12 protein-coding genes and 2 pseudogenes are annotated in these 11752 nt (G+C 52.3%); 8 read left to right on the top strand and 6 right to left on the bottom strand.

Features of this window, described 5'->3' with window-relative positions; translation table 11 throughout:
* Nucleotides 1-47 precede the first annotated feature (47 nt).
* Both LIW51_RS31545 and LIW51_RS31550 read left to right on the top strand, forming a co-directional pair.
* Nucleotides 48-1463: a sugar porter family MFS transporter gene (locus LIW51_RS31545; RefSeq protein WP_227379999.1), complete on the top strand. Its 1416-nt coding sequence runs from the start codon at nt 48-50 to the stop codon at nt 1461-1463.
* Nucleotides 1464-2523: 1060 nt separating this feature from the next.
* Nucleotides 2524-3330 carry an LVIVD repeat-containing protein gene (locus LIW51_RS31550; protein WP_227380000.1) on the top strand — a complete coding sequence of 269 codons (807 nt, stop codon included), beginning with the start codon at nt 2524-2526 and terminating at the stop codon, nt 3328-3330.
* A 104-nt stretch (nt 3331-3434) separates the two neighbouring features.
* Here the strand turns inward: LIW51_RS31550 and LIW51_RS31555 are convergent, their stop codons facing one another.
* The 4 genes from LIW51_RS31555 to LIW51_RS31570 form a co-directional block, all read right to left on the bottom strand.
* Nucleotides 3435-3863: a type II toxin-antitoxin system VapC family toxin gene (locus tag LIW51_RS31555; protein ID WP_227380001.1), complete on the bottom strand. Its 429-nt coding sequence runs from the start codon at nt 3861-3863 to the stop codon at nt 3435-3437.
* Nucleotides 3863-4132 carry an AbrB/MazE/SpoVT family DNA-binding domain-containing protein gene (locus tag LIW51_RS31560; protein WP_227380002.1) on the bottom strand — a complete coding sequence of 90 codons (270 nt, stop codon included), beginning with the start codon at nt 4130-4132 and terminating at the stop codon, nt 3863-3865. The genes LIW51_RS31555 and LIW51_RS31560 overlap by 1 nt, the downstream gene beginning before the upstream one ends.
* Nucleotides 4133-4228: 96 nt before the next feature.
* A complete protein-coding gene (locus tag LIW51_RS31565; protein ID WP_227380003.1) occupies nt 4229-4468 on the bottom strand; it encodes a hypothetical protein in 240 nt (79 codons plus the stop codon).
* A gap of 192 nt (nt 4469-4660) precedes the next feature.
* Nucleotides 4661-5677, bottom strand: a complete 1017-nt coding sequence (locus tag LIW51_RS31570) for an alcohol dehydrogenase (RefSeq protein WP_227380004.1) — start codon at nt 5675-5677, stop codon at nt 4661-4663.
* Nucleotides 5678-5720: 43 nt separating this feature from the next.
* On the opposite strand from LIW51_RS31570, the gene LIW51_RS31575 reads away from it, so the two are divergent.
* Both LIW51_RS31575 and LIW51_RS31580 read left to right on the top strand, forming a co-directional pair.
* Nucleotides 5721-6452 carry a P-loop NTPase family protein gene (locus tag LIW51_RS31575; RefSeq protein WP_227380005.1) on the top strand — a complete coding sequence of 244 codons (732 nt, stop codon included), beginning with the start codon at nt 5721-5723 and terminating at the stop codon, nt 6450-6452.
* Nucleotides 6439-6723 carry a DUF8156 family protein gene (locus LIW51_RS31580; RefSeq protein ID WP_227380006.1) on the top strand — a complete coding sequence of 95 codons (285 nt, stop codon included), beginning with the start codon at nt 6439-6441 and terminating at the stop codon, nt 6721-6723. The genes LIW51_RS31575 and LIW51_RS31580 overlap by 14 nt, the downstream gene beginning before the upstream one ends.
* 9 nt (nt 6724-6732) lie before the next feature.
* Here the strand turns inward: LIW51_RS31580 and LIW51_RS40165 are convergent.
* Nucleotides 6733-7008, bottom strand: a pseudogene (locus LIW51_RS40165) (DUF7344 domain-containing protein); the annotation flags it as partial.
* Between the two features lie 210 nt (nt 7009-7218).
* On the opposite strand from LIW51_RS40165, the pseudogene LIW51_RS31585 reads away from it, so the two are divergent.
* Both LIW51_RS31585 and LIW51_RS31590 read left to right on the top strand, forming a co-directional pair.
* Nucleotides 7219-7575, top strand: a pseudogene (locus LIW51_RS31585) (SprT-like domain-containing protein); the annotation flags it as partial.
* A 630-nt stretch (nt 7576-8205) separates the two neighbouring features.
* Nucleotides 8206-8511, top strand: a complete 306-nt coding sequence (locus tag LIW51_RS31590; RefSeq protein WP_227380007.1) for a hypothetical protein — start codon at nt 8206-8208, stop codon at nt 8509-8511.
* Between the two features lie 1295 nt (nt 8512-9806).
* On the opposite strand, the gene LIW51_RS31595 is transcribed toward LIW51_RS31590, so the two are convergent.
* Nucleotides 9807-10226, bottom strand: a complete 420-nt coding sequence (locus LIW51_RS31595; protein WP_227380008.1) for a hypothetical protein — start codon at nt 10224-10226, stop codon at nt 9807-9809.
* 96 nt (nt 10227-10322) lie between these two features.
* Here LIW51_RS31595 and sp36 point away from each other — a divergent pair, with 96 nt between their 5' ends.
* Together sp36 and LIW51_RS31605 are read left to right on the top strand one after the other, a co-directional pair.
* Entirely contained in the window at nt 10323-10547 is a 225-nt protein-coding gene (sp36, locus tag LIW51_RS31600; protein WP_227380009.1) for a Sp36 family protein, read from the top strand.
* Complete coding sequence (locus tag LIW51_RS31605; RefSeq protein ID WP_227380010.1) at nt 10544-11563, top strand: DUF7972 family membrane protein; 1020 nt, start codon at nt 10544-10546, stop codon at nt 11561-11563. The genes sp36 and LIW51_RS31605 overlap by 4 nt, the downstream gene beginning before the upstream one ends.
* The last annotated feature ends 189 nt before the right edge of the window (nt 11564-11752 follow it).

The raw sequence follows: 11752 nt of genomic DNA on the forward strand, positions 1-11752 counted from the left end.
CCGAAAATTATCTAAGCCAAACATCACCAGCTATAGGTACGCTATTTATGGCTACCGCTACCACAGACGACACGCAAGCGAGTGGAGGAGATCGGTTCATTTATCTCACTGCTGGATTGGCAGCCCTCAACGGGCTCTTGTTCGGATTTGACACCGGAATCATCTCCGGTGCATTCCTCTATATTAATAACACCTTCACGATGTCACCACTCGTCGAAGGTATCGTGATCAGTGGTGCAATGGCGGGTGCAGCGTTTGGTGCGGCGACTGGGGGCAAACTAGCCGATCAGATCGGTCGCCGCCGACTAATCCTGCTCGGTGCGGTGGTTTTCTTCATCGGATCGCTAACGATGGCTATTGCACCGACGGTGCCCGTCTTGGTCGCGGGTCGTCTCATCGATGGCATTGCGATCGGCTTCGCGTCCATCGTTGGCCCACTTTACATCTCAGAAATAGCACCACCCAAAATTCGTGGTGCACTTACCTCACTGAATCAACTCATGGTGACACTCGGAATCCTCATCTCCTACTTCGTCAATTATGCCTTCGCAGATGCCGGCGATTGGCGGTTAATGTTGGGTACGGGGATGATCCCTGCCGTCATCCTCGCACTCGGCATGCTCAAAATGCCCGAAAGCCCCCGCTGGCTCTATGAACATGACCGACCGGACGCTGCCCTCGCAGTTCTCAAACGCACTCGTGAAACTGGTATCGATACAGAAATGACTGAAATCAAGAAAACTGTCGACAAACAGTCCGGAAACGGTCTTTCGGATCTGTTCGAATCGTGGCTGCGGCCGGCACTTATCGTCGGGCTTGGACTCGCCGTCTTTCAGCAAATTACCGGTATCAATGCTGTCATTTACTATGCTCCGACAATTCTCGAATCGACCGGTTTCGGAAGTTCAACATCGATCCTCGCTACCGTCGGTATCGGTGTTATCAACGTCGTCATGACTGTCGTCGCCATCGCACTTATTGACCGTGTCGGCCGACGAAGTCTCTTGCTCGTTGGCGTCGGAGGAATGGTTGTAACGCTCGGTGTCCTCGGTGCCGTCTTTTACCTTCCTGGGTTCGGGGGCATCCTCGGGTGGATCGCGACGGGCAGTCTGATGCTCTTCGTCGCCTTCTTCGCGATCGGCCTTGGTCCGGTGTTTTGGTTGCTCATCTCTGAGATCTATCCACTTTCTGTTCGTGGCAGTGCCATGGGAACGGTGACCGTCGCCAACTGGGGTGCGAATCTACTCGTTTCCCTCGCATTCCCGATACTCACCGTAAATCTCGGCAAACCATCCACCTTCTGGCTGTTCGGGATATGTAGCTTGTTGGCGTTTGTCTTCGCCTACCGGCTCGTCCCTGAGACGAAGGGACGCTCCCTCGAGGCGATTGAAGCGGATCTCCGGGACAACGTCGCTGATCCTGTCGGAGCCACCGGAACGGAGTCAGTACCCTCTCGCGATTAAGGATACGACCGATTCTCTTCTTTCGATCATAGACTGACCCGAGTAAATGACACATTAAGACTGGTGGATTTTGAATAGAGGCCACGATCGAGACTATTTCGGATGGCTGGGTACATACTGGAGACGTCGGTCGAATTGACGATGATGGTTTTGTGTATCATGTTGAGGCAGCAGAGTGCGACTGTGACGGCCTCAACGGCTTCCCGTGCTGGGAGTGCGTGAGAACAGGGCGGAAGGAACTACCGAACTAATCCACGCTTCAGCTGTTTTTATCCACGTCAAGTCCCGGTCTCGGCTATCACCGACCAGCGAACGCTCACTGAGCATCTGGCTGCAGCAAGCAAGGTACACCTGAGCCACCGACAGCCCTGATCGACCGTTCGAATGTCACGCGATAGACGCCAAAGCAGAGCATTTTCCTGGATTTTTTTGTGGCGTTTTGTGGTACTAATCACGTATATTTTCTCACATTAATTCACATGTGCTCTACTAGTAGTAGGATGTCAGTAACAAAATCAAGTAAGTCCAAATACAGGGTAATATGACTTCCTCCTGGGACCCACGGACTCGCCGTCGAGTACTCGAATGTTCAGGCACTATCCTTACAGGGACGTTCCTCGCTGGATGCTCCACCTCGAAGGATAAGGACGTCAAGAAACGAACAACCACCGAGAAAGAAAGAGTTGATCCCAGTCAGCTATCACTGCAGAAGCTGGACCAAATACAACCCTCGGGACAATCACCGCCCAGTGGCGGCTATTCCGAAACTGATGTTCGAGCCGACGGCCAGTATGCTGTTCTCGGAACCAAGTGGGGTATAAGTGGCAGCTATCTTGTCGACCTTAACGATCCAGGTTCTCTGAAACAGGTCCATTATCTGGGGAATTCGAACGACGCGCCGAACATAGATGTCAAGTTCGACTATCGGAACGGGCTGTACTATCGAAATATCGAGAGAACCTGGTCCGGGAATTTCGAGATCGTTGATTACGGGTATGATACCGGAACACCGGAGACTCCAAAAATCATTGGTTCTATCTCCGAAGGGAAGTCACACAACGTGACACCACACCCGACGAAGCCGATTCTCTATACAGTGAACTATGAGCTAGAAACAGATGGCTTCGACGTGTACGATATCACTGATCCGATAACTCCGCGCAAAGTTGGCCAGCACGGGCCAAAAGGGGCGTGTCATCATATCAAGGTTGATCCGAACCGAGAGCTCCTCTGTGCGTCATTTCAGGGCGGACAGTTCGTCGGGATCGTCATCTATGACGCGAGTAATCAACGAAAACCGGTTGAAGTAGGTCGTTTCGACTACAAAAAGCACAAATCGTACAGTACGGCACAAGTTGGCGAAGAAGCATTCGGGGCTGCACACCGCAGCTATTTCGATCCACGACGCGATTTGCTTGTCGTCGGAGACGAGCGATTGGCAGGCGTTCCAGGGGGAAAACACGTCTTCGACATCGGGTGGAAGGAAGGCTCGCTAAAAAATCCTAAGCCGATTGGATTCACTGTCTCACCTAACGCTCGTCGCATGAAGGATGACTACGCTAACCGTTTCGATTGGACTGGTCATCACTTCGATATCGTTCCGTGGGGGGAGGCAACACTCCTTGTCAGTGCCGACTGGCACGAAGGAGCGGTGTTGTACGATATTACCGACCCAACGAATCCGCACTCAATTGATCGGTATCCGACCGCTGATAGCATGGAGGAAGTTACGCCAAACGACAAAGTGTCACTCCTTGGTGAACCACCGATGGCGTGGAAGGCAGCGTACAATGCCAAACGTGACCTCATCGTTGTTAGTGATTCTTTTACGGGATTCTACACGTTTGAGCTGATGTCTGAAACGTAGCCGTTTGGCTCTCTCAAGGGCCTATTCCGAATTCAATTCGTTGATTCTTGCACTAAATAGGGAGAACATAGAACCATCCTTTCCGTTGGTCAGGATCCCGATGGTCAACTGAATGGATTGTCCGGTGTCTCCAGTCGGGTAATATCTCCAATTACGTCGAAGTCATCGTCAAACGAGTACAGGTACTCAATACCCTCTCGCTGCATGTACGCAGCAATCGTCGCGTCCCCAAGAGAGAGTCCTTCGTAGGTCTGAAAGAGAGAGACGGCGTTGGTGAAGTCCTTTTGTGCCGCGTGGAGTACCTCAAATCCAGCAGACTGATTAAGCCGCTCATACGTCTCCACAGCCATTTCGTGACGCTTCCGGTTGTGTATCCAATTGAAAGTTTCAAGAGCGATGTAGTTCGTCACTCGTCCAGTCGGGAGGTCGCCGCGATCCATCCCGCGGACGATCTCCAGAGCACTATCGTGATGCTGGTCATCGATATCCGCCATCCCGATAAGAACGCCTGTGTCGACAACTGCAACTGCCATTAGTTGTTCTCCACGAAGGCGGGATCCTCCTCATGGCCGGCGAGGTCGTGCGTTTCAGATCCGCCACCACCCATCGATACCGGTTTAAAGTCGTCGAACGCTCCGTAGCGCTGCTTGACAACTTCCACAGAGAGGTTGCCTTCATTGTCAGTATTCCAGCGGAGTTTGTCGCCTGGTTCAATGTCGAGACGTCGGCGAAGCGACGCCGGAATCGTAACCATTCCCCGGTCGCTAACCTTGGTTTCTTCCGGAGGTTCTTCGGTTGTCATACGTGGCAGTACTGGCTCTTGTGGCATACATGTTGCGCCTCATGTAGCCGTAGTCGATCTGTGAACCACACCGGAACACCATCTACTTCGGTTAGCTCAGGCCGGCCGAATCCAGATAACGCGCCGTGCTTCGGGCTTCTTCTTTCGAATTTCGTCGCTCTCATGGAGTCGAGTGAGAACGTTATAGGCTGACCGTCGTGACCATCCAAGTTCGTCCGCGATCTCACTCGTCATGTAGGGTTCGAGCGGCTTCATGACCTCTAGTACCGCTTCTTCGGTGTGCTCTTGGACATATTCCCCGCTCTCATTACGTGCCCTTTCATCGTTCTCTGTCATACCTGCTCCTTCATTTCCGCATGACATAAGATTATTCCTTACAGGGAAATCGGTGGTTTTATTACCTATTCCCTACAAGGAATACGTAGGAAGAACGGTGCCCTCAGGCGTGGTGAAACGCGCCGGGTTATTCACCATTAGGCGAGAATAAGAAAGATCATACTTTGGCTTCTATTCGTAATGGAATCGAGTTCAGGGTTCAATCACGGCTCGAAACCGAACCTCGCTTTCCATCATACGTTCATAAGCTTCAGCGGCCTCCGTTAGGTCGAATACCTCCACCTCGGGCGTAATATCACGAAGTGCACTGAATTCTAACGTATCCTGTGAATCACGGGCATGACCGGAAGCCCAGCCACGGATTGTCCCACGATTTCCAACCAATGATGCTCCAGAGACATCAATAGGGTCGCCGGGGACACCAACAACGACGACTTCACCGTCCGTTCCCAAACCAGGGATGATAGAAGAAATTGCCGTCGCACTCGGTGCTGTAGCAAGGATCACCGTTGCGCCACCAAGTTCAGAGAGTACTTCTGCAGCATCTTCTGCATTCGCGTCGATAAAATGATCAGCACCTAAATCGAATGCGTACTCTTTTTTGTCTGTTCCGCGTGAAATTGCAACCGTCTCGAATCCTGCTTGATGAGCATACTGTACGCCAAGATGACCGAGGCCACCGATACCTTGTACGGCGACTAAATCACCTGGCTGAGCGTCGGTGTGTCGAAGGGCGTTATAGGTCGTGATTCCAGCACACAGTAACGGTGCAGCATCAACTGGTTCGAGCTCGTCCGGTACTCGAGCGAGTGCCTCCGCGTTAATAGTAGCATATTCAGCGTACCCGCCATCGACCGTTATACCATGGATGTCCTCATTTTTACATTGTTGAAACTCACCACGACGGCAAGCATCACAGACGAAGCAGTGACCGCCGTGCCAACCGGCACCAACACGGTCTCCTTCGGTCCACAGTTCTACAGCTGAACCAACGGAGTCCACACGTCCAACGATCTCATGCCCGGGAATTCGGGGGTAAGAAAGACCTGGGTAGCCACCCTCTTTCGCGTACGAGTCGCTATGGCAGACACCGCAGGCTTCGATCTCGACGCGAACCTCCGTGGCTTCCGGATTGGGAACTGTTCGGTCGACAAGTTCAAATGGTGCACCAGGTTCAGCTACCTCTATTGCGCGCATTGTGTCAGGCATAGCATCATAGCTATCGGGCGCACTGTCAATAAAGATAGCTTCAGTGGAAAGAGATCGTTTCAACACGTCCCCATGCGTAACAGATCTGACCCAGCGTTGGAAAAGGCGCCATGACTACCCAGAACTTCCGACCCTCGACAGCGGTGTCACACTCCTCGAGACGGACGAGCGAGCGACCGGCGCGTTACAGTCGCTCGTACTCGACCATTTGCTTCTCGGCGGTGGCTCGGCTATTTGGATAGACGTCCACGGTCATGGGACAACACAACTACTCTCGCGGATCGCACCATCCATACGCGTCCTTGATCGCATCCGAACCGCACGTGCATTCACCGCATGGCAACACCAAAGCCTCTGCCAGGATCTCATACCTGAACTCACTGACGTCACTGCCGTGGTCGTCCTTCCGGCGTTCGAGTGGTTCTATCGGTCGGAGGAGCTGTCGCGTGGCGACGGTGAGCGGATGCTCGCGGCGGCTGTCGATCTCATCGGCGAAATTGTGGATACATTCGACGTCTCAGTGCTCATGACTCAGCACACGGATGATGCGCTAACAGATTCGATTCAAGAGTGCGCAGCCGACGTCATTCGGTGCGAACAGACACCGTATGGGCCACGCTTTTCGGGCGACGAGTATGAGACGTTAGTGTATCCACTCGACAATGGAATGGTGCAAACGACGCTTGCCTTCTGGCAGCAGGTGCTGACAACCCGCCACCCAGCGGTTGCTGATGCCGATTCCCCAATAGAGGTGAGTGTCCATGGGTCGTACTAACCTGACGTATCGCGACGCACTGCGCGTCATGGAATCACGATGGGATGACTACCGTCGTGCACTTCGACACACCGATCAGGAGGTGTTTGATCGGCTCTTCGAATATGCCCGAGCACACGCTGATGCTAGCGGGCTGCAGAACCACCAGTTCGTCGAGGTTCCGGCGCTCGTCTCGATGCTCCTCGAACAACAAAAGCAGATCGACGATCTCGAAGATCGACTCGATCACGTCCAAGTCAACGAGTTTCGGGACGTGCGTGTGATAGAGTGACGTGTACATCTCCTGGCGTGTGAGCGTCGCGATGTTCGCCTCTGCGGTGTCGGTCTCCCAGGCAGCGAGTTTGGTTCCGAGGTCATCAAGCGACCATTCGGTCTCTTCAGCGAGGGTGTAGACGAGGTAGCGTCGTCGTGGATGCGCAATTGCCTCGAAGACGGGTTGTAATTCGAGGATGGACTCGGAGATATCGATGTCGAAATCGCGCTTGGCGGCGCTCTCCTCGGCGGCCTGACCCGAGTGTGTCTCCCTCTCGTTGGGAGGTGGATCGTCCCCCGCCATAGCTAACTTTGGAGTGTAAATGTATTAAAAACTCGGTGTAGAGCGTGTCTTCCGACCATTTCGAACTAATGCGTATACAGTTGCAGTCTCTTTATATCTATTTATAGTGTCATGTTTCTCATTCAACTACTCGAAATCGCCTGATAGTGACGAGCAGTGCTGGTCTGAATGGTTGGTGTGACCGACCGGTAGACAGGTCGGTCGGCAGGAGCAACGAAATTCGACCCTGCGACGGACGAGATTACGATCGCGCTGACGTGGGACGCCTACGACTCGCACGGCTGGGAGCAATTCAGTTCGACCGTCCGCCACGAGTTGATCCACGCATGGCAGTACCACGAGTTCGGAGAGGCGGACCACGGGCGAACGTTCGCCCGCTGGATCGACATTCTCGACACCGCACAATACTGCGAGCGATTCAGATCGCCGAACTGGTGGGTGATTTGCGAGGATTTCGGTGGGCAACTGGCGCGCTACCAGCGTTCCAAGGTCGTGAAACACCCCGAGACGTACAGTTGTGGTGAGTGCGGTGGGTCGCTGCGGGTCGAGGAGACTGCCGGACAATGAGGACAGAATATCGTTGTCCCCGCTGTCAGCGGGTTGTTGGGCCTATAACGGTGTCTGGCCCGTCGTTGATCCATCTGAGTCCGTGCGGGCACCAGGTCGCCACTCCCGACGAAGTGCTTGAGATGGGCGATCTGCACCCACCACGCCCTGATATGTGGGTGACGGACTTCCTCGGTGAATCTCATCGACTCCCGCTGACGCGTTCGGCTCTCCGTCACTCTTTCATTCGTTCGTTTCTGGTTGGGACAGGCGCTAACATACGTTAGTATAATAAACTAATCTACACGGTTCTGCTGAAGCTCTCAGAGCGTGACAGGAGTGGTGTGCTGAATAGAGAGGATTTATGCAGAATGGTTACATCGCTCCATTTTGAGCGGAAGTTCCTGAACAGTGATTTTGAAATGATGAGTGATAATTCGGGACGGTTCAAACCATTCACGAGACTCGTTACCCAGCGGAAACCGTCGAATGCACGGCCGAGCAGGAACGACAAACGGAAATTGGACCAATCCGCGGCGACACTAACCCCGGGACAGTCCGCACGTTTAATACTGGATACCGGCGAGCGGTGTCGTTGGGTGGGAGTGCTCCAGCCATCCTGGATTATTCCTGTCCGACTGGTGAAGAGGCATGAAACGGACAAAAACGACAATAGCGCTGTTGACGATGGTCGTCGTCATCGGCTTGACGTTCGGAAGTGGTGCTGCCTTTGCCGGCGCCGACTATTCCGATAAGAAAGATGTCAAGAAAGACGACAAGAAGGAAAAGAAAGAAAAGAAGAAGGGCAAGAAAGGAAAGGAGAAGGTGACGATCTGCCACCGACCGCCTGGCAACCCGAGCAACGCCCAGACGCTGACGTTAGGCGCACCGGGAGCACAGGCGCACTTGGACAATCACCCGAAGGACACTAAGGGCCCCTGCCCGAAGAAATACTGAGCTAACGATACTTTTTTATCGCTGACTCCAGCCCAGACGCCAGCGCCCGAAAGCGAAGAGCGATGAGCGATCGCTATCTTCAATGATCTACCAATGGCTCCCGCTACATTCGCGCCCTGTATTCAGTCTAACCGCTAGAACCGATCACCTCTTGAGGGTTTCAACAAAGCCATGTTAGTAGACTATACTAACCCTGGGTATCCACTTTTGCTCTGACTGGCGACTGTTTACGCGATTTGCAGCAAAACATCAGTGCATGCTGCGGGAGACGGCCCTATTCGATATGCTCTACAATGAGCTTGCAACCGTTCTATAAGAGATACGACCTGACGAGATCGACGCTGATGGGCTTGCAACGCGACTGCTTGAAAATGACGGGGACAAATGGCTTAGAGGATTTTCCGAACGTTTCGGTACACACGGACATTGACGCTAGAAAGAACGAAACACCAGCCAACGAATACCCCATAGAAGATGGCTGCTTGGTAGCGTGGCGGGACTGCATTAAGCGGTAGGACCGCAAGTGAAAGTGAGATGATACCGAAGAGTACAGCACCAAGAAGATAGACGCCTTTTCCGAGTGGTGTGTGGACGCTCATAATAAGCGGTGAGATCACCATTGTGAGTACCAAGAAACCAAGAAGTGAGCCAAAAGCGACTAACGTGTCGCGGCCACCGATTAAGCGTTGAAGTGGGGATGTCGTCGCGGCCATAATTTCACTACGTTTGCAGATAGCAAAAGGATTGCTCTCAATAGGATTTCGCGAGTTTAGGCGATGTTCTCTGGTTTTCTGGGCAATTACTCATCGACTGGTGAATGAGTTTATATCCGGCCGGGTTTTTGAGACGCTATCCAAACAAGATGGTCTGTATTCGACTGAAATGTGAGAGTTCTCCCTGTTTCTAAATGCGTGATTGATTCTATAACCGAAGTAGAACGTGTGACGGTAGCGAGGTCGAATTCTCGAATTTGCCTGATTTGGCCGATTGACTGCCGGTTGAGAGTATAAGCGGCAGTGGAATCGACCGGGTCGCCACCCTCCGGGAAGCACAAATCCCGTCTCCGTTATCGAGAGGCTGATTTTGTTGGGGAGAACACTTGGTTGAAGAGAGTCAATCAAATCTATTCGACCAGTATAATGAGTTTAGATACAGTCACTACTAGGATGGCAACCAATATCTCCAATCATCTCAACAGTGATTGGGTCGTCAACAGCTAGTCGTAACCTGTAATAAGAATCATCAATCTGATTGCCAATACTTCAATAAGAAAAAGACTGAACGTAGTAGATGGTTCAAATCACTTTCTTGCCAATGATTGTCGCGTTCCGTGTTTCAACAACCGTTCCATTGACTGTATTAACCGCGACAATTGTCACCGTACCAGTTGTCGGCAGCATGAGTGTTACAGTCGTCTCACCACTTTCAACAGGCGTTTTATAGACTGCTTTGCCTGTCGCATCGATCACGTTCAATTGGGTCACACCTTCGCTGGTCGTTGCCTCATCGGTGAGCGTGACCCGCGTATCGACCTTCCCTGCTGCAACTGAATCAGTTGTCGACGCACCTTTGAAAACAGATGAATCAGCAGTACCGAGAGTTACCGTTGGATCGAGTGTTAGACAGCCACTCGTCATCGAGACCATCACGACCAGTATCGTGACCATCACAACGCGAATCCGTTGATTCATTACTTTTATGACTTGGTGCGGCATGCTTAGTCCTCACGACTAGCCGGTCCGGCCGTGGCTATCCATTTTCCGTCTATCGATCAGCATTCTTAGGCCCGTTGAGTCCAACAGAAAAACGTAATGAGTCAAATGCAGGGAACTCAATGGGAGTATAAGACGCTGAGACCACCGCGTGGTGAAACCAAAAAAGAAGCCGATGATCCGCAAAAGGAATTGAATGCCTACGGCGAAGATGGGTGGGAACTGAGCGAGACGATCGACTACACGGGTGGCGGCACCAAATATCTCGTGTTTAAACGACCAGCTGCAGCTGATACGTGCGCCGGTGAGGACGCAGAATCATGAGCGATGAGAGTTCTGACATCAGTACGGCCAATACAATGCGCGAGCGAGCAGGCGAGAGTCGGCTCAAAATCTGGCTCTTGCTCGCCGCGAACCGCCTCCACGTAACGGCCGTCTTAGCGTTTGCAGTCCTGATTGTCTTTGTCATTGCGGTGACCTTCCTGTCTCCACCCTTGCAGCAACAACTTCAATCCGGAGACATGATTGAGACGATGTTCTCGACGATGATTGGGGCCATCATCACTGGCGTGACGCTCGTCGTGACCATCGGTCAACTCGTCATCTCCCAGGAAAACGGCCCGCTCGGCGAGCAACGCGAACGCATGGAGAATTCGATGGACTTCCGTGACTATGCCGAGGAGCTGATCGGTTCACCGAGTCCTGCAGATCCGTCAGCATTCCTCCGAGAACTGATCGATGTGGCCGAGCAGCGAGCCGTCGCCCTTCAAGAGGGTCTGTCCGAAAACGACAATGATCAACTTCAAGAGGAAGTTGACGAGTTCACCGACAGTTTCACTGGAAATTCGGAAGTTGTTCGCGATCAGCTTGATGGCGCCAAATTTGGTACGTTCGACGTGCTCTTTGCCGCACTCAATTTCAATTACTCATGGAAAGTTTTCCAAGTCGAACGACTCATGAATAACTATGAAGAGAGTCTCTCCGAGGAAGAGATCACGCTCTTAACTGATCTGAAAACGGCATTGAGCCTGTTCGGCCCTGCTCGTGAACATATCAAGACCCTCTATTTTGAGTGGGCACTTGTGAGTCTCTCACAAATGATTCTGTATGCAGCGATCCCAGCACTTGTCGTCGCCGGGATTATGCTCACGATTGTTAATGCGACTACGTTTTCAGGGAGTACGCTCGGCGTGACGAATATGGCGTGGACGATCGGTCTGGCGTTCACAATAACGTTAGTACCATTTTTCCTCTTTACATCGTATGTCTTACGAGTTGTCACTGTTGCGAAGAGAACGCTTGCTATCGAACCGTTGATCCTTCGGGATTCACAACGGTAATTCATGTCTTAGAACCATCGTGAGGTCTACATACTTCAAAATTGGTCGAGTGTCTTCAAGAGGGCGAGTGCGTCACTTGGCACCGTAAATTCAGCAATAACACTCATAGCAACGCAACATCCTGGAAAAGGATAAGAGCAGGGGCACAGCAATTCAGCTGCCAAAGATGTTACTGTTTTCGCATGGTGT

This window comes from Haladaptatus halobius (genome assembly GCF_020618475.1).
Lineage (GTDB): Archaea > Halobacteriota > Halobacteria > Halobacteriales > Haladaptataceae > Haladaptatus > Haladaptatus halobius.

Bases quoted from the DNA above. Each gene is read 5' to 3' on its own strand.
- sp36 (WP_227380009.1), top strand. From the start codon at position 10,323: ATGAGTCAAATGCAGGGAACTCAATGGGAGTATAAGACGCTGAGACCA.
- LIW51_RS31580 (WP_227380006.1), top strand. From the start codon at position 6,439: ATGGGTCGTACTAACCTGACGTATCGCGACGCACTGCGCGTCATGGAA.
- LIW51_RS31555 (WP_227380001.1), bottom strand. From the start codon at position 3,863: ATGGCAGTTGCAGTTGTCGACACAGGCGTTCTTATCGGGATGGCGGAT.
- LIW51_RS31545 (WP_227379999.1), top strand. From the start codon at position 48: ATGGCTACCGCTACCACAGACGACACGCAAGCGAGTGGAGGAGATCGG.
- LIW51_RS31595 (WP_227380008.1), bottom strand. From the start codon at position 10,226: ATGCCGCACCAAGTCATAAAAGTAATGAATCAACGGATTCGCGTTGTG.
- LIW51_RS31605 (WP_227380010.1), top strand. From the start codon at position 10,544: ATGAGCGATGAGAGTTCTGACATCAGTACGGCCAATACAATGCGCGAG.
- LIW51_RS31590 (WP_227380007.1), top strand. From the start codon at position 8,206: ATGAAACGGACAAAAACGACAATAGCGCTGTTGACGATGGTCGTCGTC.
- LIW51_RS31565 (WP_227380003.1), bottom strand. From the start codon at position 4,468: ATGACAGAGAACGATGAAAGGGCACGTAATGAGAGCGGGGAATATGTC.
- LIW51_RS31560 (WP_227380002.1), bottom strand. From the start codon at position 4,132: ATGACAACCGAAGAACCTCCGGAAGAAACCAAGGTTAGCGACCGGGGA.
- LIW51_RS31570 (WP_227380004.1), bottom strand. From the start codon at position 5,677: ATGCCTGACACAATGCGCGCAATAGAGGTAGCTGAACCTGGTGCACCA.